The sequence below is a fragment of the Pseudomonas sp. Eqa60 genome (assembly GCF_018326405.1).
GTDB classification, from domain to species: domain Bacteria; phylum Pseudomonadota; class Gammaproteobacteria; order Pseudomonadales; family Pseudomonadaceae; genus Aquipseudomonas; species Aquipseudomonas protegens.
In genome coordinates, this window is sequence record NZ_AP024342.1 from 1,405,577 (window position 1) to 1,430,668 (window position 25,092).

The following is a 25,092-nucleotide window of genomic DNA, read 5'->3' on the forward strand; positions in this document are numbered from 1 at the left end:
CGTTTTCATGGAAAAGACCAAGCAGTCCGTGTTGTCCTCGGTGCCGCGTCATGTGGCAATCATCATGGATGGTAATAACCGCTGGGCAAAAAAACGCTTTATGCCGGGTGTCGCCGGGCATAAGGCGGGTGTCGATGCGGTACGTGCAGTGATCGAAGTGTGCGCTGAGGCCAAGGTCGAGGTGCTGACCCTGTTTGCCTTTTCCAGTGAAAACTGGCAGCGGCCGGCTGACGAAGTCAGTGCCTTGATGGATCTGTTCTTCAAGGCCCTGCGTCGTGAAGCCAAGCGCCTCAACGAGAACAACATCAGCCTGCGGATCATTGGCGATCGTTCACGCTTCCATCCCGAGTTGCAGGCGGCGATGCGCGAAGCGGAGGCCATTACCGCGGGTAGTGATCGTTTCATCCTGCAGATCGCCGCCAACTATGGCGGCCAGTGGGATATCGCTCAGGCCGCCCAACGCCTGGCGCGCGAGGTCCAGGCCGGGCATCTGCGGCCCGAGGACATCACTCCGGGCCTGCTGCAGACCTGCCTGGCGACCGGCGACCTGCCGCTGCCGGACCTGTGCATCCGGACCGGCGGCGAGCATCGCATCAGCAATTTCCTGTTGTGGCAGCTGGCCTATGCCGAGCTGTATTTCTCCGACCTGTTCTGGCCGGACTTCAAACACGAAGCCATGCGTAACGCATTGGCCGATTACGCATCTCGCCAGCGACGCTTCGGTAAGACGAGCGAACAGGTCGAGGCTGGAGCCCGGGTTTAATGCTTAAACAACGAATCATTACTGCGCTGATCCTGCTGCCGATCGCCTTGTGCGGGTTCTTCCTGCTCGAAGGCTCGGGGTTCGCCCTGTTCATCGGCCTGGTGGTAAGCCTCGGTGCCTGGGAATGGGCACGCCTGGCGGGCTTCGAGGCGCAGCCGGCTCGGGTGGCCTTCGCCGTGGTGGTGGCGGCGCTGTTGTTCCTGATGCATCTGGTTCCGGGCGTTGCGCCCTGGGTGCTGGGGGCTGCGGTGCTGTGGTGGGCGCTGGCGACCTACCTGGTGCTGACCTATCCGCGTTCCAGCGAGCAATGGTCCGGTGCCGCACCCAAGTTGTTGATCGGCCTGCTGATCCTGCTGCCGGCCTGGCAAGGGCTGGTGTTCATCAAGCAGCTGCCACTGGGCAACTGGTTGATCATGGCGGTGATGGTGCTGGTGTGGGGCGCGGATATCGGTGCCTACTTCTCCGGCAAGGCCTTCGGCAAGCGCAAGCTAGCGCCCCAGGTCAGCCCGGGCAAGAGCTGGGAGGGCGTGTATGGCGGCCTGGCGTTGAGCCTGGTGATCACCGCGGTGGTGGGGCTGGTGCGTGACTGGCCCCTGGGGCAGATGATCCTGGGGCTGCTGGGTGCGGCGATCGTTGTATTCATTTCGGTGGTCGGCGACCTGACCGAGAGCATGTTCAAGCGCCAGTCGGGTATCAAGGACAGTAGCAACCTGCTGCCCGGTCATGGTGGGGTGCTGGACCGCATCGACAGCCTGACCGCGGCCATTCCGGTGTTTGCCGTGCTGTTGTGGATGGCTGCGCTGTGACGGCTGTACAACAGATCACGGTTCTGGGGGCTACCGGTTCTATCGGTCTGAGCACCCTGGATGTGATTGCCCGTCATCCGGATCGTTATCAAGTGTTTGCCCTGACGGGCTTCACGCGTCTGGCCGAGCTGCTGGCGTTGTGCGTAAAGCATGAGCCCCGTTTTGCGGTGGTGCCCGAGGCCGTGGTCGCCGGCCGCCTTCAGCAAGATTTGCGCGCCGCCGGCCTGGCTACCCAGGTGCTGGTGGGGGAGCAGGGGTTGTGCGAGGTGGCCTCGGCTCCGGAAGTCGATGCCGTGATGGCGGCGATTGTCGGTGCGGCGGGGTTGCGCCCGACTCTGGCGGCGGTTGAGGCTGGCAAGAAGATCCTGTTGGCCAACAAGGAAGCGCTGGTGATGTCTGGCGCGCTGTTCATGCAGGCAGTGGGCAAGAGTGGTTCCGTGCTGTTGCCTATCGACAGTGAACACAATGCGATCTTTCAATGCATGCCCGCGGATTTTTCCCGCGGGCTGAGTCGGGTCGGTGTGCGACGTATTCTTCTGACGGCTTCGGGCGGTCCTTTCCGTCAGACGCCTCTGGAAGAGCTTGAGCATGTTTCCCCCGAACAGGCCTGTGCCCATCCGAACTGGTCCATGGGGCGCAAGATCTCCGTGGACTCGGCAAGCATGATGAACAAGGGGCTGGAACTGATCGAGGCCTGCTGGCTATTTGATGCCAGGCCTTCCCAGGTCGAAGTGGTGGTGCACCCGCAAAGCGTGATCCACTCGCTGGTGGATTACGTCGACGGCTCGGTCCTGGCGCAGTTGGGTAATCCGGATATGCGCACCCCGATCGCCAATGCCCTGGCCTGGCCGGAGCGCATTGATTCCGGTGTAGCGCCGCTGGATCTGTTCGCCATTGCTCGCCTGGATTTCCAGGCACCCGACGAGCAGCGGTTCCCTTGCCTGCGCCTGGCACGGCAAGCTGCCGAGGCGGGTAACAGCGCGCCGGCCATGCTGAATGCGGCCAATGAGGTGGCGGTATCGGCGTTTCTCGAGCGGCGCATCCGCTACCCGGAGATCGCGAGTATCATCGATGAGGTTTTAACCCGTGAGTCTGTGGTCGCAGTCAATGAACTCGACGCAGTGTTTGCGGCAGACGCCAGGGCTCGAGTCCTGGCGCAACAATGGTTGCAGCGTAACGGGCGATAGGATTCGCGACCGGGGCGAGTGGCGGCGAATAGGATTGCGGAGAAAGTAGATGAGCGCGCTCTATATGATTGTCGGCACCCTGGTAGCCCTGGGTGTGCTGGTCACCTTCCATGAATTCGGTCACTTCTGGGTCGCCCGTCGCTGTGGCGTCAAGGTTCTGCGCTTCTCCGTGGGCTTTGGCATGCCCTTGCTGCGCTGGCATGATCGTCGCGGCACCGAGTTCGTCATCGCCGCTATCCCGCTGGGCGGCTACGTGAAGATGCTGGATGAGCGTGAAGGCGAGGTAGCTGCCGAGGAGCTCAATCAGTCCTTCAACCGCAAGTCGGTTCGCCAGCGTATCGCGATTGTTGCTGCCGGTCCGATTGCCAACTTCCTCCTCGCACTGGTGTTTTTCTGGGCCCTGGCGATGCTGGGCAGCCAGCAGGTGCGGCCGGTCATCGGTGATGTAGAGGCTGGCAGTATTGCTGCCAAGGCCGGGCTCAGTGCCGGCCAGGAAATCGTCGCCATCGACGGCGAGCCGACTACCGGCTGGGCGGCCGTGAACCTGCAACTGGTGCGGCGCCTGGGTGAAAGCGGTGCACTGCAGGTGCTGGTGCGTGAGCAGGGCGCCACTGTGGATTCGCCACGCCAGCTGGAATTGGACAAATGGTTGAAAGGGGCTGATGAGCCGGATCCGATTCGCTCCCTGGGCATTCGTCCGTGGCGTCCGGCCCTGCCGCCGGTGCTGGCTGAACTTGACCCCAAGGGCCCGGCCCAGGCCGCTGGCCTGAAGACCGGCGATCGTCTGTTGGCCCTTGATGGCCAGTCGCTCAATGACTGGCAGCAAGTGGTGGACTGGGTCCGTGTGCACCCTGATACGAAAATTGTGCTGCATGTCGAGCGCGATGGTGCTCAAATCGACGTCCCCGTGACCTTGGCCAGCCGCGGCGAAAGCAAAGCGCCAAATGGCTACCTGGGGGCCGGGGTGAAAGCGGTAGATTGGCCGCCGCAGATGCTTCGCGAGGTCAGCTACGGGCCGTTAGAGGCGATTGGTGAAGGGGCCCGACGGACCTGGACCATGAGCGTCCTGACCCTCGAATCGCTGAAGAAAATGTTGTTCGGCGAGCTCTCGGTAAAAAACTTGAGTGGACCGATAACCATTGCTAAAGTGGCGGGCGCTTCTGCCCAGTCGGGCATTGCTGATTTCTTGAATTTCCTTGCTTATCTGAGTATTAGCCTGGGTGTTCTGAATTTGTTGCCCATCCCGGTACTGGATGGGGGGCATTTGCTGTTTTATCTGATCGAGTGGGCGCGTGGTCGTCCCTTGTCGGATCGGGTGCAAGGTTGGGGGATACAGATCGGTATCAGCTTGGTGGTCGGAGTCATGCTGCTTGCTCTGGTCAACGATCTGGGTCGTCTGTAACGCTTCGCTGAATTGCGAATCTGCCGCATTTTGCGGCAGTTTGTTTATTGCCAGTTGGAATAAGAAAGGACTTCATGAAACGTCTGCTGCTAACTGCGGTTCTCACCGTATTGATGATCGCCGAAGTTCACGCCGAGTCCTTCACTATCTCCGATATCCGCGTCAACGGCCTCCAGCGCGTTTCCGCGGGTAGCGTCTTTGGTGCCTTGCCGTTGAACGTCGGCGAGCAGGCGGACGACCGTCGCCTGGTGGAATCCACTCGTGCGCTGTTCAAAACCGGTTTCTTTCAAGACATCCAGCTGGGCCGCGATGGCAACGTCCTGGTCATCACGGTAGTCGAACGGCCGTCGGTTGCCAGTATCGAGATCGAAGGCAACAAGGCGATCTCCACTGACGACCTGATGAAAGGGCTCAAGCAGTCCGGCCTGGCGGAAGGTGAAATCTTCCAGCGCGCGACCCTCGAAGGCGTGCGCAACGAGCTGCAGCGTCAATATGTCGCTCAGGGTCGTTACTCGGCCAGCGTTGAAACCGAAGTCGTGCCGCAGCCACGTAACCGGGTTGGCCTGAAGGTCAAGATCAACGAAGGCACAGTCGCAGCCATCCAGCACATCAACGTGGTAGGCAACACCGTCTTCCCCGATGAAGACCTGATCGGCCTGTTCGAACTCAAGACCACCAACTGGCTGTCGTTCTTCAAGAACGACGACAAGTACGCCCGTGAAAAACTCTCCGGTGACCTGGAGCGCCTGCGTTCCTACTACCTGGACCGCGGCTATATCAACATGGATATCGCCTCGACCCAGGTGTCCATCACCCCGGACAAGAAGCATGTCTACATCACCGTCAACGTCAACGAAGGCGAGAAGTACAGCGTTCGTGACGTGAAGCTCAGCGGTGACCTGAAAGTCCCTGAAGACCAGGTCAAGGCGCTGCTGCTGGTGGAGAAGGGCCAGGTGTTCTCGCGCAAGCTGATGACCACCACTTCCGAACTCATCACTCGCCGCCTGGGCAACGAGGGTTATACCTTCGCCAACGTCAACGGCGTGCCTCAGCCTCACGATGAAGACCACACCGTGGACATCACCTTTGTGGTGGACCCGGGCAAGCGTGCCTACGTCAACCGCATCAACTTCCGTGGCAACACCAAGTCCGAGGACGAAGTGCTGCGCCGCGAGATGCGCCAGATGGAAGGCGGCTGGGCTTCGACCTACCTGATCGATCAATCCAAGACCCGTCTTGAGCGCCTGGGCTTCTTCAAGGAAGTCAACGTCGAGACCCCGGCCGTGCCGGGTGTGGATGACCAGGTAGACGTGAACTACGCGGTTGAAGAACAAGCATCCGGTTCGATCACCGCCAGCGTCGGTTTTGCTCAGAGCGCGGGCCTGATCCTCGGTGGTTCGATCACCCAGAACAACTTCCTGGGTACCGGTAACAAGGTCAGCATCGGCCTGACCCGCAGCGAATACCAGAGCCGCTACAACTTCGGCTACGTAGACCCCTACTGGACCGCCGATGGCGTGAGCCTGGGCTACAACGCCTTCTATCGCACCACTGACTACAAAGACCTCGACGTCGACGTGGCCAGCTATGCGGTGGACAGCCTGGGTGCCGGCGTCAGCGTGGGCTACCCGATCAGCGAGACTTCGCGTCTGACCTTCGGTCTGACCGCGCAGCAGGACAAGATCAAGACCGGCCTGTACACCGTCGACGAAATCTTCGACTTCGTGAACAAGCAGGGCGACAGCTACCTGAACTTCAAGGCCTCGGCCGGCTGGTCCGAGTCGACCCTGAACAAAGGCGTATTGGCGACCCGCGGTCACTCGCAAAGTCTGGTGCTGGAAACCACTACCCCGGGCAGCGACCTGTCGTTCTTCAAGCTCGACTACCGTGGCCAGTTGTTCACGCCGTTGAGTGAGAACTACACCATGCGCTTCCATACCGAGCTGGGTTATGGCGACGGCTTTGGTGATACCAAGGGCTTGCCGTTCTACGAGAACTACTATGCTGGTGGCTTCAACTCGGTACGTGGCTTCAAGGACAGCACTCTGGGCCCACGCAGTACTCCTAGTCGTGGTGTTGGTGTAACCGGTAACGTCGGTACGGCTGCCGACCCGGACCAGGATCCACTGCCATTCGGCGGTAACGTATTGATCCAGGGTGGTGCCGAGTTGCTGTTCCCGTTGCCTTTCGTCAAGGATCAGCGCTCGCTGCGTACTTCCTTGTTCTGGGATGTGGGTAACGTCTTCAACTCTCGCTGTGAAAGCACGTCCAACACCATTGCGGCGTCGAACGTGAAAACGCAGTGCAACGATATCAGCCTGAGCAATCTGGCCAGTTCGGTTGGTGTCGGTGTGACTTGGGTCACCGCTCTGGGGCCATTGAGCTTCGCCCTGGCGATGCCGATCAAGAAACCGGATGACGCTGAAACTCAGGTGTTCCAATTCTCTCTCGGTCAGACTTTCTAATAGCCTGATCCAAGATAACGACAATGGATTTTGTAGGAGTGCATCGTGCGTAAGTTGACTCAATTGGTTCTCCTGGCCACCGTTCTGGTCGCGAGCCCGGCATTTGCCGAAATGAAAATCGCCGTCCTGAACTATCAGATGGCCCTGCTGGAATCTGACGCAGCCAAGAAGTACGCCGTGGATGCCGAGAAAAAGTTCGGCCCTCAGTTGACCAAGCTGAAGACTCTGGAAAGCAGCGCCAAAGGCATCCAGGACCGTCTGGTGGCCGGTGGCGACAAGATGCAGCAGGGCGAGCGTGAACGCCTGGAGCTCGAGTTCAAGCAAAAGGCCCGTGACTTCCAGTTCCAGTCCAAGGAGCTGAACGAAGCCAAAGCCGTTGCCGACCGCGAAATGCTCAAGCAGCTGAAGCCGAAGCTGGACAGCGCTGTGGAAGAAGTCATCAAGAAAGGCGGTTTCGACCTGGTCTTCGAGCGTGGCGCAGTGATTGATGTCAAACCTCAGTACGACATCACTCGCCAGGTTATCGAGCGTATGAATCAGCTGAAGTAAGCCATGACCGCGACCATAAAGCTCGGCCAGTTGGCCGAGTTCCTCGGCGCCACCTTGAGTGGCGACGGGGAGAAGGAAATCACTGGGCTAGCCACCTTGCAGGAGGCTGGCCCAGCTCAGTTGAGCTTTTTGGCAAATCCCCAGTACCGCAAGTACCTGGTGGATTGTCAGGCCGGCGCGGTGCTGTTGAAGGCCGCGGATGCCGAAGCCTATGCCGGTGATGCACTGGTAGTGGACGATCCCTACCTGGCCTATGCGCGCATTTCCCATTTGTTCGATCCCAAGCCAAAGGCACAGGCAGGTGTTCATCCTTCTGCGGTGATTGCCGCTGATGCGCAGGTAGATCCTGCGGCCAGCATTGGCCCCTTTGCCGTGATCGAGAGCGGTGCGCGGATTGCTGCAGGTGTGACCATCGGCGCTCACTGCTTTATCGGCGCCCGCTGCGAAATCGGCGAAGGTGGCTGGCTGGCACCACGGGTGACCCTGTACCACGACGTGCGTATCGGCAAGCGTGTGGTCATTCAGTCAGGTGCTGTGCTGGGGGGTGAAGGCTTTGGTTTTGCCAATGAAAAAGGCGTCTGGCAGAAAATCGCCCAGATTGGCGGCGTGACCATCGGTGACGATGTGGAAATCGGCGTCAACACGGCGATCGACCGCGGTGCCCTGGCCGATACCGTCATTGGCAATGGCGTGAAGCTGGACAACCAGATCCAGATCGCCCACAACGTCCAGGTCGGTGATCACACCGCCATGGCTGCTTGTGTGGGGATCTCCGGCAGTACCAAGATCGGCAAGCACTGTATGCTCGCCGGTGGCGTGGGCCTGGTTGGGCATATCGATATTTGCGACAACGTATTCCTCACCGGGATGACCATGGTGACCCACTCGATTACCGAACCGGGCGCCTACTCTTCCGGTACGGCCATGCAGCCTGCTGCCGAGTGGCGCAAAAGCGCGGCACGCATCCGCCAGCTGGATGACCTTGCACGGCGCTTGCGTCAGTTGGAAAAGCGCGTTGGGGACGTGACCCCCGGCGGCAATGCTTCATCTGATGGCTGATACCATTTCCATATCAAGTGTGCACAGCCGCTAGACTGCCTCCTTGATTTGCTAGAGGAGCGTGCGTTAGTCGCGCGCTCCCACTCTTTACTACAGGCTTCCCCCCGAAATGATGGACATCAACGAGATTCGCGAATACTTGCCTCACCGTTACCCTTTCCTGTTGGTGGATCGGGTAGTGGACCTGGATGTTGAAGGCAAGTGCATTCGTGCCTACAAGAATGTCAGCATCAATGAACCGTTCTTCAATGGTCACTTCCCTGCGCACCCGATCATGCCGGGCGTGCTGATCATCGAGGCCATGGCTCAGGCTGCGGGCATTCTCGGTTTCAAGATGCTCGACGTGAAGCCCGCCGACGGCACCCTCTATTACTTCGTCGGTTCCGACAAGCTGCGCTTCCGCCAGCCGGTGCTGCCGGGCGACCAGCTGATCCTTGAAGCCAAGTTCATCAGCTGCAAGCGCCAGATCTGGAAGTTCGAATGCCAGGCTTCGGTCGACGGCAAGCCGGTGTGCTCTGCCGAGATCATCTGTGCGGAACGCAAACTATGAGTTTGATTGACCCTCGCGCAATCATCGATCCGACGGCCGTCCTGGCCGACGACGTTGAGGTTGGCCCGTGGTCGATCGTCGGCGCTGGTGTGGAAATCGGCGAGGGTACAGTGATCGGGCCCCATGTGATTCTCAAGGGCCCTACCCGGATCGGTAAGCACAACCGCATCTACCAGTTTTCGTCGGTAGGTGAGGACACGCCTGATCTGAAATACAAGGGCGAGGAAACCCGCCTGGTGATCGGTGACCACAACGTGATCCGCGAAGGCGTGACCATTCACCGTGGCACCGTCCAGGATCGTTCCGAAACCACTCTGGGTGATCACAACCTGGTCATGGCCTATGCCCACATCGGCCATGACAGCGTTATCGGCAACCACTGCATCCTGGTCAACAACACCGCCTTGGCCGGCCATGTGCATGTGGATGACTGGGCGATTCTCTCCGGTTTCACCCTGGTGCATCAGTATTGCCATATCGGCGCCCACAGCTTTTCCGGCATGGGCACCGCCATCGGCAAGGACGTGCCGGCATTCGTCACCGTATTCGGCAACCCCGCCGAAGCCCGCAGCATGAACTTCGAAGGCATGCGCCGTCGCGGCTTCAGCGAAGATGCGATCCACGCGCTGCGTCGTGCCTACAAGACGGTCTATCGCCAGGGGCTGACGGTTGATCAGGCCTTGGCCGAGCTGGCCGAGCCGGCTGCACAGTTCCCTGAAGTCGCGGTCTTTCGTGACTCGATCCAGTCCTCGACTCGCGGCATCACCCGTTAATCATGAGCACTCTGCGTATTGCGCTGGTGGCTGGCGAAGCCTCCGGCGACATTCTCGGCGCCGGTTTGATGCGAGCTCTCAAGGCTCAGCACCCGGCCGTCGAATTCATAGGGGTCGGTGGTCCGCTGATGGAGGCCGAAGGCCTTGTTTCCTACTTCCCCATGGAGCGCCTGGCGGTCATGGGGCTGGTAGAGGTGCTTGGGCGCCTGCGTGAGCTTCTGGCTCGACGCAAGAAGCTGATCCAGACCCTGGTTGCTGAAAAGCCGGATGTGTTTATCGGTATCGATGCCCCGGATTTCACCCTGAATATCGAACTCAAGTTGCGTCAGGCCGGGATCAAGACCGTGCACTACGTCAGCCCTTCGGTCTGGGCCTGGCGGCAGAAGCGGGTGCTGAAGATCCGCGAAGGCTGCGACCTGATGCTGACCCTGTTCCCCTTCGAAGCCCGCTTCTATGAAGAGAAGGGGGTACCGGTGAAGTTCGTCGGTCACTCTCTGGCCGATGCCATTCCGCTGGAGGCCGACCGAGCCGCTGCACGCGCGGAGCTGGGGTTGCCAGAAGGGCCGTTGGTGGCCTTGATGCCCGGTAGTCGCGGTGGCGAAGTAGGGCGCCTGGGCGCCTTGTTCCTCGATGCCGCTCAGCGCCTGCGGGCCATGCGCCCCGGCGTGCGTTTCATCATGCCTTGCGCCAGCCCGGAGCGGCGGGTCCAGCTGGAGCAGTTGCTGGCCAATCGTGATCTGCCACTGACGTTGCTCGATGGCCAGTCCCACAAGGCGCTGGCTGCTTGCGATGCGGTGTTGATCGCCTCCGGTACCGCGACCCTGGAAGCCTTGCTCTACAAGCGCCCGATGGTCGTGGCTTACCGCCTGGCGCCGCTGACGTTCTGGATTCTCAAGCGCATGGTCAAGAGCCCGTACATTTCCCTGCCGAACCTGCTGGCCCAGCGCCTCCTGGTGCCTGAGCTGCTGCAGGACGATGCCACGGCCGATGCTCTGGCCCAGACCTTGTCGCCGCTGATCGAAGGTGGTGAAGAGCAGACTCGCGGCTTTGACGAGATCCACCGAACCTTGCGTCGCGACGCATCCAACCAGGCCGCGCAAGCCGTGCTTGGGCTGATCGGCAAATGACTGTGAGTAACCCGAAAATGCAAATGGGCCTGGATTTCACCCTGGTGGCGGACGCCGAGGACCTGGTGGCCGGGGTCGATGAGGTCGGCCGCGGCCCTTTGTGTGGTGCAGTGGTCACCGCGGCAGTGATTCTCGACCCGACGCGGCCGATTCTCGGCCTCAACGATTCGAAGAAGCTCACCGAAGCCCGGCGCGAGAAGCTGTTCGACGAAATCTGCGAGAAAGCCCTGAGCTGGTGCATCGCCCGGGCTGAGGTCGAGGAAATCGACGAGCTGAATATCCTCCATGCCACCATGTTGGCCATGCAGCGCGCAGTGGAGGGGCTGAGTGTGACCCCGAAGCTGGCGATGATCGATGGCAACCGTTGCCCGAAGCTGGCGATGCCGGCTGAAGCGGTGGTCAAGGGCGATAGCAAGGTTCCGGCGATTGCCGCGGCATCGATCCTGGCCAAGGTCAGCCGTGACCGAGAAATGGCCGCTTTCGAGCTGATCTATCCGGGATATGGCATCGGTGGCCACAAGGGCTACCCGACCCCGGTGCATCTGGAAGCCCTGGCCCGCCTGGGGCCGACACCGATTCACCGGCGCTCTTTCGCTCCGGTGCGGCAAGCCTACGAAGCCCGCGAGGCGCTGGGCGAGATTCAGTCCTGAGGCTGATGTTTTAGTCGAGGCCCGGTACAATCCGGGCCTTGTTGTTTTCGCGCTTATTACAGGATCACTATGCCGGCTTCATTCGTTCACCTGCGCCTGCACACTGAATATTCCCTGGTCGACGGTCTGGTGCGGATCAAGCCGCTGGTCAAGGCGCTGGCCGGCATGGGCATGCCGGCGGTGGCGGTCACCGACCAGAACAACATGTGTTCCCTGGTCAAGTTCTATAAAACCAGCATGGGTGCGGGGATCAAGCCGATCTGCGGCGCCGACCTGTGGCTGTCGAACAAGGACCCGGATAACCCCCTGAGCCGCATCAGCCTGCTGGTGATGAACGCCGTGGGTTATCGCAACCTGACCGAGCTGATTTCCCGTGGCTTCATCGATGGCCAGCGCAACGGCCAGATCATCATCGAGCGTGAGTGGGTGGCGGAGGCCGCGGAAGGCTTGATCATGCTCTCGGCGGCCAAGGAGGGCGAGATCGGCATGGCCCTGATCGCCGGCGATCTCGAGGTTGCCGAGACCCTGGCCCGGGAGTGGATGGCCGTATTCCCCGAGCGCTTCTACCTGGAAGTGCAGCGTACCAACCGCCCCAACGACGAAGAGCAATTGCACGCCGCCGTGGCCCTGGCCGACAAGATCGGCGCGCCGCTGGTGGCTACCAACGACGTGCGTTTCATCAAGCAGGAAGACTTCGAAGCCCACGAAACCCGGGTTTGCATCGGTGAAGGCCGGGCCCTGGACGATCCGCGCCGCTCAAAAAACTACAGCGACCAGCAGTACCTGAAAAGCGCCGAAGAAATGGCCGAGCTGTTCAGTGACCTGCCCGAGGCGCTGGAAAACACTGTCGAGATCGCCAAACGCTGCAACATCGAGGTCAAGCTGGGCAAGCACTTCTTGCCTGACTACCCGATTCCCGATGGCATGACCATCGATGAGTATTTTCGCAAGGTTTCCTTCGACGGCCTGGAAGAGCGCCTCAGCGTGCTGCTGCCCAAGGACACCACCGAGGACTACGAGGCCAAGCGTCAGGTCTACGTCGACCGGCTGAATTTCGAACTGGATATCATCATCCAGATGGGCTTCCCCGGTTACTTCCTGATCGTTATGGACTTTATCCAGTGGGCCAAGAGCAACGGCGTACCGGTAGGTCCGGGCCGGGGGTCGGGTGCCGGTTCCCTGGTGGCCTATGTGCAGAAGATCACTGACCTCGATCCGCTGGAATACGACCTGCTGTTCGAACGTTTCCTTAACCCGGAACGGGTCTCCATGCCCGACTTCGACGTCGACTTCTGCATGGACGGTCGCGACCGAGTGATCGACTACGTGGCCGAGAAATACGGCCGCAACGCGGTGAGCCAGATCATCACCTTCGGTTCCATGGCGGCCAAGGCGGTGGTCCGTGACGTGGCGCGGGTGCAGGGCAAGTCCTACGGCTTGGCCGACCGTCTGTCGAAGATGATCCCCTTCGAAGTCGGCATGACCCTGGAAAAAGCCTACGAGCAAGAGGAGATCCTGCGGGACTTCATCAAGGTCGATGAAGAGGCGGCGGAAATCTGGGAGATGGCGCGCAAGCTCGAGGGCGTGGTGCGTAACGTCGGTAAACACGCCGGGGGCGTGGTGATCGCGCCCACCAAGCTTACCGACTTCTCGCCGATCTACTGCGACGAAGAAGGCGGCGGCCTGGTGACCCAGTTCGACAAGGATGACGTCGAGGCTGCTGGCCTGGTGAAGTTCGACTTCCTCGGTCTGCGGACCCTGACCATCATCGACTGGGCACTGAAAACCATTAACCGCGACCGCGCCAAGGTCGGCGAGGAGCCGCTGGATATCGCCTTTATCCCGCTGGACGACAAGCCGACCTACAGCCTGTTGCAGAAAGCTGAAACCACCGCAGTATTCCAGCTTGAATCCCGGGGCATGAAGGAGCTGATCAAGAAGCTCAAGCCCGACTGCCTGGAAGACCTGATCGCACTGGTGGCCCTGTTCCGTCCGGGGCCGCTGCAATCGGGCATGGTGGATGACTTCATCAACCGCAAGCACGGCCGCGCCGAGCTGGCCTACCCGCACCCGGACTATCAGTACGACGGCCTGCAGCCGGTACTGGCGCCGACCTACGGCATCATCCTGTACCAGGAACAGGTGATGCAGATTGCCCAGGTCATGGCCGGCTACACCCTGGGCGGTGCGGACATGCTGCGTCGGGCCATGGGTAAGAAAAAGCCCGAGGAGATGGCCAAGCAGCGTGGCGGCTTCATTGAGGGTTGCGCCAGCAACAACATCGATGCGGACCTGGCGGGCAACATCTTCGACCTGGTGGAAAAGTTCGCCGGCTACGGCTTCAACAAATCCCACTCCGCCGCCTACGGCCTGGTGTCGTACCAGACCGCCTGGCTCAAGGCGCACTACCCGGCGCCGTTCATGGCGGCGGTACTCTCCGCGGATATGCACAACACCGACAAGGTCGTGACCTTGATCGAGGAAGTGCGGATCATGAAGTTGCGCCTCGACGCGCCGGACGTGAACACCTCCGAGTTCAAGTTCACGGTGAACGACGAAGGTCGCATCGTCTACGGCCTGGGGGCGATCAAGGGCGTCGGCGAGGGGCCGGTGGAAGCCATCACCGAAGCCCGCGAGGCAGGACCTTTCAAGGATCTGTTCGATTTCTGCGCCAGGGTCGACCTCAAACGCATCAACAAGCGGACCCTGGACGGCTTGATTCGAAGCGGCGCCCTGGACCGCCTGGGTCCGCACTTCTTCGATGAGCCCAAGGCCTACCAGGCCAATATCGACCAGAACCGCGCCGTGCTGCTTGCTGCCATGGAAGAAGCGATCAAGGCTGCGGAGCAGACCGCCCGTACCCACGACAGTGGCCACGCCGACCTGTTCGGCGGGGTCTTCGTCGATGAGGATGCGGATGTCTACGCCAACCATCGCAAGGCCAAGGAACTGACCCTCAAGGAACGCCTGAAAGGCGAGAAAGATACCCTGGGGCTGTACCTGACCGGGCACCCGATCGACGAATACGAAGGCGAGATCCGTCGTTTCGCCCGCCAGCGCATCATCGACCTGAAGCCGGCCCGGGATACCCAGACCGTGGCCGGCATGATCATCGCCCTGCGGGTGATGAAGAACAAAAAGGGCGACAAGATGGGCTTCATCACCCTCGACGACCGCTCGGGGCGGATCGAGGCCTCGCTGTTTGCCGATGCGTTCCACTCGGCGCAGTCGCTGCTGCAGACCGACGCCATGGTGGTGGTGGAGGGCGAGGTCAGCAACGACGACTTCTCCGGCGGCCTGCGCCTGCGGGTCAAGCGGGTGATGAGCATGGAGGATGCGCGGACCAACCTGGCGGAAAGCCTGCGCCTGAAGATCCACAGCGATGCCCTGAAGGGCGATCAGCTACGCTGGCTGGGTGATCTGTTCAAGCGCCACCGCGGCGCATGCCCGATCACCATGGAGTACACCCGGGATGACGCCAAGGCCCTGCTGCAGTTTGGCGAGAACTGGCGGATCGATCCGGCGGACAGCTTGATTCAAGCCCTGCGTGACCAGTTCGGGCGAGACAACGTCTTCCTCCAATACCGTTGACGGTGAGGTGCCATCATTGCGCCTCATCGTCACTTGAATTTTTAATCTCGACCTCAACGCGTCCGTCCCTTAAGGTAGGGCGCGAATAGACAACCGGCCGGCCCAAGCTCCCTTGGACGTCGAGCCCAGACGGACGCCTATGAACCCGAATTTTCTTGATTTCGAACAGCCGATCGCCGACCTGCAAGCCAAGATCGAAGAGTTGCGCTTGGTCGGTAATGACAATTCGCTGAATATCGGCGATGAGATTTCCCGCCTGCAGGACAAGAGCAACACCCTGACCGAGGACATCTTCGGCAAGCTCACCAGCTGGCAGATCGCACGTCTGGCGCGGCACCCGCGTCGCCCGTACACCCTGGACTACATCCAGCACATCTTCACCGAGTTCGACGAGCTGCATGGCGATCGCCACTTCTCTGACGACGCCGCCATCGTAGGCGGCGTTGCTCGCCTGGACGAGCAGCCGGTGATGATCATCGGGCACCAGAAAGGCCGTGAAGTACGCGAGAAGGTCCGCCGCAACTTCGGCATGCCGCGTCCGGAAGGCTACCGCAAGGCCTGCCGCCTGATGGAGATGGCCGAGCGCTTCAAGATGCCGATCCTGACCTTCATCGACACACCCGGCGCCTATCCGGGCATCGATGCTGAAGAGCGCAACCAGAGCGAGGCCATTGCCTGGAACCTGCGGGTCATGGCGCGTCTGAAGACCCCGATCATCGCTACCGTGATTGGTGAGGGTGGTTCCGGCGGTGCCTTGGCCATCGGTGTCTGTGACCAGTTGAACATGCTGCAGTACTCCACCTACGCGGTGATCTCGCCGGAAGGCTGCGCCTCGATCCTGTGGAAAACCTCGGAAAAGGCTGCCGATGCCGCCGAAGCCATGGGCATTACCGCCGAGCGCCTCAAAGGCCTGGGTATTGTCGACAAGGTCATCGGCGAGCCATTGGGCGGTGCCCATCGGGATCCGGCTGCCGCGGCGGCCTCGATCCGTGCCGAACTCAGCACGCAGTTGGCCATGCTCAAGGAAATGGACAACGACACCTTGCTGGCCCGTCGCTATGACCGCCTGATGAGCTACGGTCTCTGATCGAGCACTGCCTCCCCTTGTAGGGGCACGCTCGTTCGCGACCCAGGCGCCGCCATCGATTCGATGGCGGCGTTGTTGCTTATGCGGGCAAGCAGTACGCCACTCGGCCGCTCCTACAGGTCTTGAACACGTCATGAACGCTCTCTCCGCCAAACTACTGCAAAGCCTCGCGCCCTGGCGCGACTCCAGGAGTTGGCGCGTGGCTTTCTCCGGTGGCCTGGATTCCACCGTCCTGTTGCATTTGCTCGCCGATCTGGCGCAGCACCATCGCCTTCCTCCACTTTCGGCTGTGCATATCCATCATGGACTTCAGGCTGCGGCCGACGCCTGGCCGGAGCATTGTCAGGCCTTCTGTGATGCGCTGGGGGTGCCGCTGCAGGTGCTTCGCGTCCAGGTGCCAGCCGGTGCCAGCCTGGAGCGCGCCGCCCGCGAGGCACGCTATGGCGCTTTCGCACGGCTCACAGCGAGCGGTGAAGTGCTGCTGACGGCGCAGCATCGTGACGACCAGGCGGAAACGCTGCTGTTCCGCCTGCTGCGCGGTGCCGGAGTCAGGGGCTTGTCGGCAATGCCGTCAGAGCGGCCGTTGGGCGACGGGCAGCTGCTGCGACCCTTGCTTGATGTGTCACGTGCCGAACTGCAGTGCTACGCCGCGGAGCATCAGTTGAGCTGGGTCGAAGACCCATCCAACGCCGATCATCAGTATTCGCGCAATTACCTGCGCCACCAGGTCATGCCGGCGATCACCGCGCGCTGGCCCCAGGCGGCACTCAGCATGAGCCGCAGCGCCGCGCACTTGAATGAAGCCCAGGGCCTGCTCGATGAGCTGGCGATCATGGATCTGGATGCAGCCCGCGGTGCTAGCGTCTGGCCCTGGCTGGATCTGCCCTCACTGGCCCTGGCACCTTTGCAGTCTTTGTCGGGCGCGCGCCAACGCAATGCCTTGAGCCATTGGTTGAGCCGGTTTGGCCGTCTGCCGGATACCGATCACTGGCGCGGCTGGGACAGCCTGCGAGATGCGGGTGCCGAAGGGCGACCGGTGTGGCGTTTGGCCGATGGCGATTTGCATCGTGCGGCAGGGCGAGTCTGGTGGCTGTCCGGCAGCTGGCTGCAACCGGTCGACGGACGGTTGCAGTGGCTCGATCCGCAAAAGCCCTTGCATCTGCCGGGCAACGGTCAGGTGTCGTTCCCTGGGCCAGTGCCGACCGGGTCGCTGCATATCCGCTATCGCCAGGGGGGCGAGATCATGCACCTGGCCGGCCGCGGCCATCGGGACTTGAAGCGTTTGCTCAATGAAAGCGGGCTGCCGGGTTTCGTCCGTGGCAGATTGCCGCTGCTGTATCAGGACGACCGCTTGCTCGCGGTGGCGAACCTGCCGGCACTTGCGACAAACCCCCAGGGTGGCTGGCCATTGCAATGGCTGCCACCAACCAGCGATCAAGGTTTGAGCTGAAAGGGGCTTTCCGGTAGACTACGCTCCCTTCTTGATACAACTTCTGTGGATTCGCCTGAATTGCAGGAGTTGCCGATTACCAAGCAGTCTTTGCTGGGCGATTCCAAAAAATGTGTAGCGAGCAACCTACCGGTGTTTTTGCATCCGGTCTGTCACCACGCGGCGGTTTTTTTGAAAGGTGCACTGTGATTAATGCAGGTGATCGGGGGCTTCGGCCTTCCTTCGCTTTCCCCGGCGGCACTGACCGCTTTAACGCAGACTTCTAGGGTTTTTCATGACGCGCTACATATTCGTCACGGGCGGTGTTGTTTCTTCATTGGGGAAAGGCATTGCCTCGGCTTCATTGGCGGCCATCCTGGAGGCGCGGGGGCTTAAGGTCACCATGCTCAAGCTGGACCCGTACATCAACGTCGACCCGGGCACCATGAGCCCGTTCCAGCACGGTGAAGTGTTCGTCACCCACGACGGCGCCGAGACCGACCTGGACCTGGGCCACTACGAGCGGTTCATCCGCACGACCATGACCCAGAACAACAACTTCACCACCGGCCGCGTGTACGAGCACGTGCTGCGCAAGGAGCGCCGTGGTGATTATCTGGGTGCCACCATCCAGGTGATTCCGCACATCACCGACGAGATCAAGCGTCGCATCATCAAGGGCGCCGGCGATGCCGACGTGGCCTTGGTGGAAATCGGCGGTACCGTGGGTGACATCGAGTCGCAACCGTTCCTCGAAGCCATCCGTCAACTGCGTGTGGAAGTCGGTTCCAAGCGCGCGATGCTGATGCACCTGACGCTGGTTCCGTACATCGCCACCGCTGGCGAGACCAAGACCAAGCCGACCCAGCACTCGGTAAAAGAGCTGCGTTCGATCGGCTTGCAACCGGACGTGCTGATCTGCCGCTCCGACCATCCGGTGGATGTGTCGTCGCGCCGCAAGATCGCGCTGTTCACCAACGTTGAAGAGCGTGCGGTGATCTCCCTGGAAGACGTTGACACCATCTACAAGATCCCGGCCGTGCTGCACGCCCAGGGCCTGGACGATTTCGTCGTCGAGCGTTTCGGCCTGCAGTGCAACGGTGCTGACCTGTCCGAGTGGGAAAAAGTGGTGGACGCCAAGCTCAACCCAGAGCACGAAGTCACCATCGCCATGGTCGGCAAGTACATGGAACTGCTGGACGCCTACAAGTCGCTGATCGAAGCGATGAGTCATGCCGGCATCACCAACCGTACCAAGGTCAACCTGCGCTACATCGATTCCGAAGACATCGAGAATCAGGGCACCGCGCTGCTGGAAGGCGTCGACGCGATCCTGGTTCCAGGCGGTTTTGGCCTGCGTGGCGTGGAAGGCAAGATCACCGCGGTGCAATACGCTCGCGAGAACAAGGTGCCGTACCTGGGTATCTGCCTGGGCATGCAAGTGGCGGTCATCGAGTTCGCCCGTAATGTCATGGGTTGGAAAGACGCCAACTCCACCGAGTTCGATCGCACCAGCGGCCATCCGGTCGTCGGCCTGATCACCGAGTGGGAAGACGCCACCGGTGCCGTTGAAGTACGTACCGAAGCTTCCGACCTGGGCGGCACCATGCGGCTGGGCGCTCAGGAATGCTTGCTGGAAGCGGGCTCCAAGGTCCACGACTGCTACGCCAAGGACGTGATCATCGAGCGTCACCGTCACCGTTACGAAGTGAACAACAAGCTGCTGCCGCAACTGATCGAAGCTGGCCTGAAGATCTCCGGTCGCTCGGGTGACGGCGCGCTGGTTGAAGTGGTCGAGGCCCAGGATCATCCATGGTTCGTCGCTTGCCAGTTCCACCCCGAGTTCACCTCGACTCCCCGTGACGGCCACCCACTGTTCAGCGGTTTCGTCAAAGCAGCATTGGCTCAACACCAGAAGAAGGCGTGACCCTGATGGCGCAGAAGATCATCCGCGTAGGCAACATCGAGATCGCCAACGACAAGCCGATGGTGCTGTTCGGCGGCATGAACGTGCTGGAAAGCCGCGACATGGCGATGCAGGTCTGTGAAGAATACGTGCGGGTCACCGAGAAGCTCGGTATCCCCTACGTGTTCAAGGCCAGTTTCGACAAGGCCAACCGTTCGTCGGTGACCTCCTACCGTGGCCCGGGCCTGGAAGAAGGCATGCGGATTTTCGAAGACGTGAAGCAGGCCTTTGGCGTGCCGATCATCACCGACGTCCACGAGCCGGCCCAGGCTGCCGTGGTCGCCGAAGTCTGCGACATCATCCAGCTGCCGGCCTTCCTTTCGCGGCAGACCGACCTGGTGGTGGCCATGGCCAAGACCGGCGCGGTGATCAACATCAAGAAAGCCCAGTTCCTCGCACCCCAGGAAATGAAACACATCCTGAGCAAGTGCGAAGAGGCGGGCAACGATCAGTTGATCCTCTGCGAGCGCGGTTCCAGCTTCGGCTACAACAACCTGGTCGTGGACATGCTCGGCTTCGGCATCATGAAGCAGTTCGAATACCCGGTGTTCTTCGATGTGACCCACGCCCTGCAGATGCCGGGTGGTCGCGCCGACTCCGCTGGCGGTCGCCGGGCCCAGGTCACCGACCTGGCCAAGGCCGGCATGAGCCAGTCTCTTGCCGGGCTGTTCCTCGAAGCCCATCCGGATCCGGACAACGCCAAGTGCGACGGTCCTTGCGCCCTGCGCCTGGACAAGCTCGAGCCGTTCCTGGCCCAGCTCAAGGCCCTGGACGAGCTGGTCAAGAGTTTTCCGACGGTAGAAACCGCGTAAAACCGATTTCTCCGGTAAAGTACCGCACGATTATTGCTCAGGCCCCCGGGCCTGAGCCTTATCGTCTGCAAGACTGCCCGCTTTCCCCGCCTTGCCGACGGTAAAAGATTTCCTACAGCTGCGTCGTTTTCGTCAACTTTGGAGTGTTTACAACAATGGCAAAAATCGTCGACATCAAAGGTCGTGAAGTTCTCGACTCCCGTGGCAACCCCACTGTCGAAGCGGACGTGCTTCTCGACAACGGCATCATCGGCAGTGCATGCGCGCCGTCCGGTGCTTCCACCGGCTCGCGCGAAGCGCTGGAGCTGCGTGATGGCGACAAGAGCCGTTACCTGGGCAAGGGCGTGCTCAAGGCGGTAGCCAACATCAACGGTCCGATCCGCGACCTGCTGCTGGGTAAGGACCCGATCGATCAGAAGGCCCTGGATCAGGCCATGATCAAGCTCGACGGTACCGAGAACAAGGCCACCCTGGGCGCCAACGCGATCCTCGCCGTGTCCCTGGCTGCTGCCAAGGCCGCCGCTCAGGACCAGGACCTGCCGCTGTACGCCCACATCGCCAACCTCAATGGCACTCCGGGCGTCTACTCGATGCCGGTACCGATGATGAACATCATCAACGGTGGCGAGCACGCCGATAACAACGTCGACATCCAGGAGTTCATGGTGCAGCCGGTTGGCGCCAAGTCCTTCTCGGAAGGCCTGCGCATGGGCACTGAAATCTTCCATCACCTCAAAGCCGTGCTGAAGGCCCGTGGCCTGAACACCGCAGTGGGTGACGAAGGCGGTTTTGCACCGAACCTGGCTTCCAACGAAGACGCTCTGAAAGTGATCTCCGAAGCCGTGGCCAACGCCGGTTACACCCTGGGCACCGACGTGACCCTGGCCCTGGACTGCGCTGCCAGCGAATTCTATGAAGATGGCAAGTACAACCTGTCCGGCGAAGGCCAGGTGTTCACCGCCGAAGGTTTCGCCGAGTACCTCAAAGGCCTGACCCAGCGCTACCCGATCATCTCCATCGAAGACGGCCTGGACGAGTCCGACTGGGCCGGCTGGAAAATCCTTACCGACAAGATCGGCGAGAAGGTTCAACTGGTCGGCGACGACCTGTTCGTGACCAACACCAAGATCCTGAAAGAAGGCATCGACAAGAAGATCGCCAACTCGATCCTGATCAAGTTCAACCAGATCGGCACCCTGACCGAAACCCTGGAAGCCATCCAGATGGCCAAGGCTGCCGGCTACACTGCGGTGATCTCCCACCGTTCCGGTGAAACCGAAGATTCGACCATCGCCGACCTGGCCGTGGGTACCTCGGCTGGCCAGATCAAGACCGGCTCCCTGTGCCGTTCCGACCGCGTTTCCAAGTACAACCAATTGCTGCGTATCGAAGAGCAATTGAACGGCAAGGCCAAGTACAACGGTCGCGGTGAGTTTCGCGGCTAAGCAGTAGATGGTAAAAAGACACCGGATTGTGTCGGGAAAATCGCTACAGCGAGTTTTTTGCCACTAATCTGATGCCTTAAGAGCACAAGCCTGGGTCTTCCAGGCTTCGTGCTATCAGTAGGTCCGAAGTTGTTGGCATGGCTGTCTTTTTTCACTGGATACCCGATATTCGATGCGCAGTCCCAATTGGTTGTTCCTGGTCTTGCTCTTGCTGCTGGCTGGCTTGCAGTACCGCCTGTGGGTGGGGAACGGCAGCTTGGCCCAGGTTGCTGACCTGACTCAGCAGATTGCCGACCAGCACGCTGAAAACGAGCGTTTGCTGGAACGAAATCGCGTACTCGATGCGGAAGTCATGGAGCTGAAAAAAGGCATGGAGACCGTGGAAGAAAGGGCTCGCCATGAGTTGGGTATGGTCAAGGAGGGTGAAACCCTCTACCAGTTGGCCCAATGAGCGACGTATTGCCGGCCTTCTGGGCCGTGATTCCTGCCGCGGGCGTTGGTGCCCGCATGGCCGCGGACCGCCCCAAGCAGTACCTGCAACTGGGTGGACGCACAATTCTTGAACACAGCCTGGGCTGCTTTCTCGACCACCCCGGCCTCAAGGGGCTGGTGGTCAGCCTGGCGGTTGATGATCCTTACTGGCCAGCCCTGGCTTGCGCCCATGATTCGCGGATCCAGCGGGTCGAAGGTGGTGCTGAGCGTTCCGGCTCGGTGCTCAATGCCTTGCTCCATCTGCATGCCCAGGGCGCTGCCGATGACGACTGGGTGCTGGTTCACGATGCCGCCCGGCCCAATCTTTCCCGGGATGACCTGGACAAACTGCTGGGTGAGTTGGTGGATGACCCTGTGGGAGGGCTGCTCGCAGTTCCGGCCCGGGACACCCTGAAACGTGTGGACAAGCACGGTCGAGTGCTGGAAACCGTTGACCGCAGTTTGATCTGGCAAGCCTACACACCGCAGATGTTCCGCCTCGGTGCCCTGCATCGTGCCCTGGCTGACAGCCTGGTGGCCGATGTGGCGATTACCGATGAAGCTTCGGCGATGGAATGGGCCGGCCAGGCGCCGCGCCTGATCGAAGGCCGCTCGGATAACCTCAAGGTCACCCGTCCCGAAGACCTGGAATGGTTGCGCCAGCGCTGGTCCAACCGCCGCTGACTGCCGGCTTGCGCTGCACCTTGTAGCTGCTGGTGCAGGCTGCGAACGCCTCCGAAGGAGGCGCCGCTCTTGAGGCCCTGAAGGCCCTGCGGGCCTTGTCACAGCCTGCGGCAGCAGCTACAGGTCGCGGTACTCCGGGCGCTGCGCCAGCCCTTGTTTCAGATAATCCACCAGCTTGCGCACTTTCGGTGACAGGTGCCGTTGCTGCGGGTACAGCGCCCAGACTGCGGTGTTTGGCGGTTGGTGAGCTTCCAGCAAGGAAATCAGCGTACCGTTCTGCAGGTGCTCCAGGACGTAGTAGTCCGGCAACTGGCACAGCCCCACCCCTTGCAAGGCCGCATCCAGCACCGCCTGTCCGCTGTTGCAGCGCCAATTACCCTGCACCCGTTGCGAGAATTCGCGCCCATCGACTTCCAACTGCCAGATATCCGAGCTACCGATCAGGCAGTTGTGCCGGCTCAATTCCGACAGGCTGTGCGGGCGTCCATAGCGTTCCAGGTAGGAGGGCGAGGCGCATAGGTACATGCGGCGTGGGGCCAGGCGAGTGGCGACCAGGCGCGAGTCCTGCAGGCGCCCAAGGCGAATCGCCAGGTCCAGCCCTTCATGCACCAGGTCCAGGGGGCGGTTGCTGAGCTCTATATCCACTCGCAACTGCGGATAAAGGCTCATGAACCGGGTAACCAGCGGCACGATAAAGCGCTCGCCGTAGGCCACTGCACAGGTCATGCGCAGCATGCCCTTGGGCTCGCTGGTCAGGTCGCCTACGGCCCGCAGGGCCTCCTCGCGACCATCCTGCAAGCGTTGGCAATGCTGGAGAAAGGTCTGCCCGGCCTCGGTCAGGGTCACCCGGCGGGTACTGCGATACAGCAGGCGAGTCTGCAAGCGCTCCTCAAGCCGTGCCACCTGACGGCTGATATGGGACGAAGAGACCCCCAGGCGCTCGGCGGCAGCGGTGAACTGGCTGCATTCGGCGACCGCGACAAATTCGTCGATACCTTCCCAGCGGTTGTCATTCATTGATTGTCCCTATACAGCAATAATGTTTTGCTTTTGCCTGGATTATTCATCGCATTGCGCTGTTTTACACTCTGTGCCTCGTTTTTATTCGCTGGAGAGTCAGGATGATCAAGTCACGTGCTGCCGTAGCCTTCGAGGCCAAGAAGCCGCTGGAAATCGTCGAAGTGGATGTCGCCATGCCCAAGGCGGGCGAGGTGCTGCTGCGGGTCGTCGCCTCCGGCGTCTGCCACACCGACGCCTACACGCTGTCTGGTGCCGACCCTGAAGGCATCTTCCCGGCGATCCTCGGCCACGAAGGCGGTGCGGTGGTTGAGGCGGTGGGCGAGGGCGTGACCTCGGTGGCTGTGGGTGACCATGTGATCCCGCTGTACACCCCGGAATGCGGCAAGTGCAAATTCTGCCTGTCGGGCAAGACCAACCTCTGTCAGGCCATTCGCGCCACCCAGGGCAAGGGTCTGATGCCTGATGGCACCACGCGTTTTTCCTACAAGGGTCAGCCGATTTTCCACTACATGGGTACCTCGACCTTTTCCGAGTACACCGTGCTCCCGGAAATCTCCGTGGCCAAGATTCCCAAGGAAGCGCCGCTGGAAAAGGTCTGCCTGCTGGGGTGCGGCGTGACCACCGGGATCGGAGCGGTGATCAACACCGCCAAGGTCAAGGCCGGTGATACCGTGGCCATCTTCGGCCTGGGCGGCATTGGCCTGTCGGCGGTCATCGGTGCGGTCAAGGCCAAGGCCGGGCGCATCATCGCCATCGATATCAACCCGGCCAAGTTCGAGATCGCCAAGCAACTGGGCGCCACCGACTGCGTCAATCCGAAGGATTTCGACCGTCCGATTCAGGAGGTCATTGTCGACATGACTGATGGCGGCGTGGATTTCTCCTTCGAGTGCATCGGCAATGTGCAACTGATGCGTGCGGCCCTGGAGTGCTGCCACAAGGGCTGGGGCGAATCGGTAATCATCGGCGTGGCCGGTGCCGGCCAGGAAATCTCCACCCGTCCCTTCCAATTGGTGACCGGCCGGGTATGGCGCGGCTCAGCCTTTGGTGGCGTGCGCGGGCGCAGCGAGCTGCCAAGCTACGTGGAAATGTCCCAGACCGGCGAGATCCCCCTGGATACCTTCATCACCCACACCATGGGCCTGGAAGATATCAACAAGGCGTTCGACCTAATGCACGAAGGCAAGAGCATTCGCTCCGTCATTCACTTCTAACAGCAGCGGCAGGCGGCAAGCCACAGGCGCCAAGCGGGAGTT

21 protein-coding genes are annotated in these 25,092 nt (G+C 61.0%); 20 read left to right on the forward strand and 1 reads right to left on the reverse strand.

Translation table 11 applies throughout. The features are described 5' to 3' along the window. The first annotated feature begins 7 nt into the window (after positions 1-7). From uppS to ispD, 19 genes are all read left to right on the forward strand, one after another. Entirely contained in the window at positions 8-763 is a 756-nt protein-coding gene (uppS, locus tag KI242_RS06205; protein WP_011059528.1) for a polyprenyl diphosphate synthase, read from the forward strand. After that, positions 763-1,569: a phosphatidate cytidylyltransferase gene (locus KI242_RS06210; RefSeq protein ID WP_041116212.1), complete on the forward strand. Its 807-nt coding sequence runs from the start codon at positions 763-765 to the stop codon at positions 1,567-1,569. Before uppS ends, KI242_RS06210 begins: the two co-directional genes overlap by 1 nt. After that, a complete protein-coding gene (gene ispC / locus KI242_RS06215) occupies positions 1,566-2,756 on the forward strand; it encodes a 1-deoxy-D-xylulose-5-phosphate reductoisomerase (protein WP_041116214.1) in 1,191 nt (396 codons plus the stop codon). Before KI242_RS06210 ends, ispC begins: the two co-directional genes overlap by 4 nt. A 49-nt stretch (positions 2,757-2,805) precedes the next feature. Next, positions 2,806-4,158, forward strand: a complete 1,353-nt coding sequence (gene rseP, locus KI242_RS06220; RefSeq protein ID WP_212805990.1) for a sigma E protease regulator RseP — start codon at positions 2,806-2,808, stop codon at positions 4,156-4,158. A gap of 74 nt (positions 4,159-4,232) precedes the next feature. Then, complete coding sequence (gene bamA / locus KI242_RS06225; protein ID WP_011059532.1) at positions 4,233-6,623, forward strand: outer membrane protein assembly factor BamA; 2,391 nt, start codon at positions 4,233-4,235, stop codon at positions 6,621-6,623. A gap of 45 nt (positions 6,624-6,668) precedes the next feature. Next, positions 6,669-7,172, forward strand: coding sequence for an OmpH family outer membrane protein (locus KI242_RS06230; protein ID WP_011059533.1), 504 nt, complete (start codon positions 6,669-6,671; stop codon positions 7,170-7,172). A 3-nt stretch (positions 7,173-7,175) separates the two neighbouring features. Beyond that, positions 7,176-8,231 carry a UDP-3-O-(3-hydroxymyristoyl)glucosamine N-acyltransferase gene (gene lpxD / locus KI242_RS06235; RefSeq protein ID WP_015634334.1) on the forward strand — a complete coding sequence of 352 codons (1,056 nt, stop codon included), beginning with the start codon at positions 7,176-7,178 and terminating at the stop codon, positions 8,229-8,231. 109 nt (positions 8,232-8,340) lie between these two features. Next, on the forward strand, positions 8,341-8,781 hold the full coding sequence (gene fabZ, locus KI242_RS06240; RefSeq protein ID WP_007924058.1) for a 3-hydroxyacyl-ACP dehydratase FabZ: 441 nt from the start codon (positions 8,341-8,343) through the stop codon (positions 8,779-8,781). Then, a complete protein-coding gene (gene lpxA / locus KI242_RS06245; protein WP_011059535.1) occupies positions 8,778-9,554 on the forward strand; it encodes an acyl-ACP--UDP-N-acetylglucosamine O-acyltransferase in 777 nt (258 codons plus the stop codon). Before fabZ ends, lpxA begins: the two co-directional genes overlap by 4 nt. Next, a complete protein-coding gene (gene lpxB, locus KI242_RS06250; RefSeq protein ID WP_210458859.1) occupies positions 9,554-10,681 on the forward strand; it encodes a lipid-A-disaccharide synthase in 1,128 nt (375 codons plus the stop codon). The genes lpxA and lpxB overlap by 1 nt, the downstream gene beginning before the upstream one ends. A 17-nt stretch (positions 10,682-10,698) precedes the next feature. After that, positions 10,699-11,331 carry a ribonuclease HII gene (rnhB, locus tag KI242_RS06255; protein ID WP_015634336.1) on the forward strand — a complete coding sequence of 211 codons (633 nt, stop codon included), beginning with the start codon at positions 10,699-10,701 and terminating at the stop codon, positions 11,329-11,331. A gap of 69 nt (positions 11,332-11,400) precedes the next feature. Continuing rightward, the gene (gene dnaE, locus KI242_RS06260; RefSeq protein WP_053156549.1) at positions 11,401-14,922 is read left to right on the forward strand and encodes a DNA polymerase III subunit alpha; all 3,522 of its coding nucleotides are present in this window, start codon (positions 11,401-11,403) and stop codon (positions 14,920-14,922) included. Positions 14,923-15,061: 139 nt separating this feature from the next. Further along, entirely contained in the window at positions 15,062-16,009 is a 948-nt protein-coding gene (locus tag KI242_RS06265) for an acetyl-CoA carboxylase carboxyltransferase subunit alpha (RefSeq protein WP_011059539.1), read from the forward strand. Between the two features lie 133 nt (positions 16,010-16,142). Then, on the forward strand, positions 16,143-17,459 hold the full coding sequence (gene tilS / locus KI242_RS06270) for a tRNA lysidine(34) synthetase TilS (RefSeq protein ID WP_123473866.1): 1,317 nt from the start codon (positions 16,143-16,145) through the stop codon (positions 17,457-17,459). A 274-nt stretch (positions 17,460-17,733) separates the two neighbouring features. Further along, positions 17,734-19,365, forward strand: a complete 1,632-nt coding sequence (locus tag KI242_RS06275) for a CTP synthase (protein ID WP_011059541.1) — start codon at positions 17,734-17,736, stop codon at positions 19,363-19,365. Between the two features lie 5 nt (positions 19,366-19,370). Then, the gene (gene kdsA, locus KI242_RS06280; RefSeq protein ID WP_011059542.1) at positions 19,371-20,216 is read left to right on the forward strand and encodes a 3-deoxy-8-phosphooctulonate synthase; all 846 of its coding nucleotides are present in this window, start codon (positions 19,371-19,373) and stop codon (positions 20,214-20,216) included. Between the two features lie 155 nt (positions 20,217-20,371). Beyond that, a complete protein-coding gene (eno, locus tag KI242_RS06285; RefSeq protein WP_011059543.1) occupies positions 20,372-21,661 on the forward strand; it encodes a phosphopyruvate hydratase in 1,290 nt (429 codons plus the stop codon). Positions 21,662-21,833: 172 nt separating this feature from the next. Then, the gene (gene ftsB / locus KI242_RS06290) at positions 21,834-22,112 is read left to right on the forward strand and encodes a cell division protein FtsB (protein ID WP_011059544.1); all 279 of its coding nucleotides are present in this window, start codon (positions 21,834-21,836) and stop codon (positions 22,110-22,112) included. Next, positions 22,109-22,816, forward strand: coding sequence for a 2-C-methyl-D-erythritol 4-phosphate cytidylyltransferase (gene ispD / locus KI242_RS06295; RefSeq protein ID WP_019093200.1), 708 nt, complete (start codon positions 22,109-22,111; stop codon positions 22,814-22,816). Before ftsB ends, ispD begins: the two co-directional genes overlap by 4 nt. 117 nt (positions 22,817-22,933) lie before the next feature. Here the strand turns inward: ispD and KI242_RS06300 are convergent, their stop codons facing one another. After that, positions 22,934-23,833: a LysR substrate-binding domain-containing protein gene (locus KI242_RS06300; protein WP_047284122.1), complete on the reverse strand. Its 900-nt coding sequence runs from the start codon at positions 23,831-23,833 to the stop codon at positions 22,934-22,936. Positions 23,834-23,937: 104 nt separating this feature from the next. On the opposite strand from KI242_RS06300, the gene KI242_RS06305 reads away from it, so the two are divergent. Next, positions 23,938-25,050, forward strand: a complete 1,113-nt coding sequence (locus KI242_RS06305; RefSeq protein WP_011059547.1) for an S-(hydroxymethyl)glutathione dehydrogenase/class III alcohol dehydrogenase — start codon at positions 23,938-23,940, stop codon at positions 25,048-25,050. Positions 25,051-25,092: the final 42 nt, after the last annotated feature.

Bases quoted from the DNA above. Each gene is read 5' to 3' on its own strand.
- rseP (WP_212805990.1), top strand. From the start codon at position 2,806: ATGAGCGCGCTCTATATGATTGTCGGCACCCTGGTAGCCCTGGGTGTG.
- KI242_RS06210 (WP_041116212.1), top strand. From the start codon at position 763: ATGCTTAAACAACGAATCATTACTGCGCTGATCCTGCTGCCGATCGCC.
- fabZ (WP_007924058.1), top strand. From the start codon at position 8,341: ATGATGGACATCAACGAGATTCGCGAATACTTGCCTCACCGTTACCCT.
- KI242_RS06305 (WP_011059547.1), top strand. From the start codon at position 23,938: ATGATCAAGTCACGTGCTGCCGTAGCCTTCGAGGCCAAGAAGCCGCTG.
- kdsA (WP_011059542.1), top strand. From the start codon at position 19,371: ATGGCGCAGAAGATCATCCGCGTAGGCAACATCGAGATCGCCAACGAC.
- uppS (WP_011059528.1), top strand. From the start codon at position 8: ATGGAAAAGACCAAGCAGTCCGTGTTGTCCTCGGTGCCGCGTCATGTG.
- ftsB (WP_011059544.1), top strand. From the start codon at position 21,834: ATGCGCAGTCCCAATTGGTTGTTCCTGGTCTTGCTCTTGCTGCTGGCT.
- lpxD (WP_015634334.1), top strand. From the start codon at position 7,176: ATGACCGCGACCATAAAGCTCGGCCAGTTGGCCGAGTTCCTCGGCGCC.
- lpxA (WP_011059535.1), top strand. From the start codon at position 8,778: ATGAGTTTGATTGACCCTCGCGCAATCATCGATCCGACGGCCGTCCTG.
- ispD (WP_019093200.1), top strand. From the start codon at position 22,109: ATGAGCGACGTATTGCCGGCCTTCTGGGCCGTGATTCCTGCCGCGGGC.
- KI242_RS06275 (WP_011059541.1), top strand. From the start codon at position 17,734: ATGACGCGCTACATATTCGTCACGGGCGGTGTTGTTTCTTCATTGGGG.
- eno (WP_011059543.1), top strand. From the start codon at position 20,372: ATGGCAAAAATCGTCGACATCAAAGGTCGTGAAGTTCTCGACTCCCGT.
- dnaE (WP_053156549.1), top strand. From the start codon at position 11,401: ATGCCGGCTTCATTCGTTCACCTGCGCCTGCACACTGAATATTCCCTG.
- KI242_RS06265 (WP_011059539.1), top strand. From the start codon at position 15,062: ATGAACCCGAATTTTCTTGATTTCGAACAGCCGATCGCCGACCTGCAA.
- rnhB (WP_015634336.1), top strand. From the start codon at position 10,699: ATGCAAATGGGCCTGGATTTCACCCTGGTGGCGGACGCCGAGGACCTG.
- KI242_RS06300 (WP_047284122.1), bottom strand. From the start codon at position 23,833: ATGAATGACAACCGCTGGGAAGGTATCGACGAATTTGTCGCGGTCGCC.
- tilS (WP_123473866.1), top strand. From the start codon at position 16,143: ATGAACGCTCTCTCCGCCAAACTACTGCAAAGCCTCGCGCCCTGGCGC.
- bamA (WP_011059532.1), top strand. From the start codon at position 4,233: ATGAAACGTCTGCTGCTAACTGCGGTTCTCACCGTATTGATGATCGCC.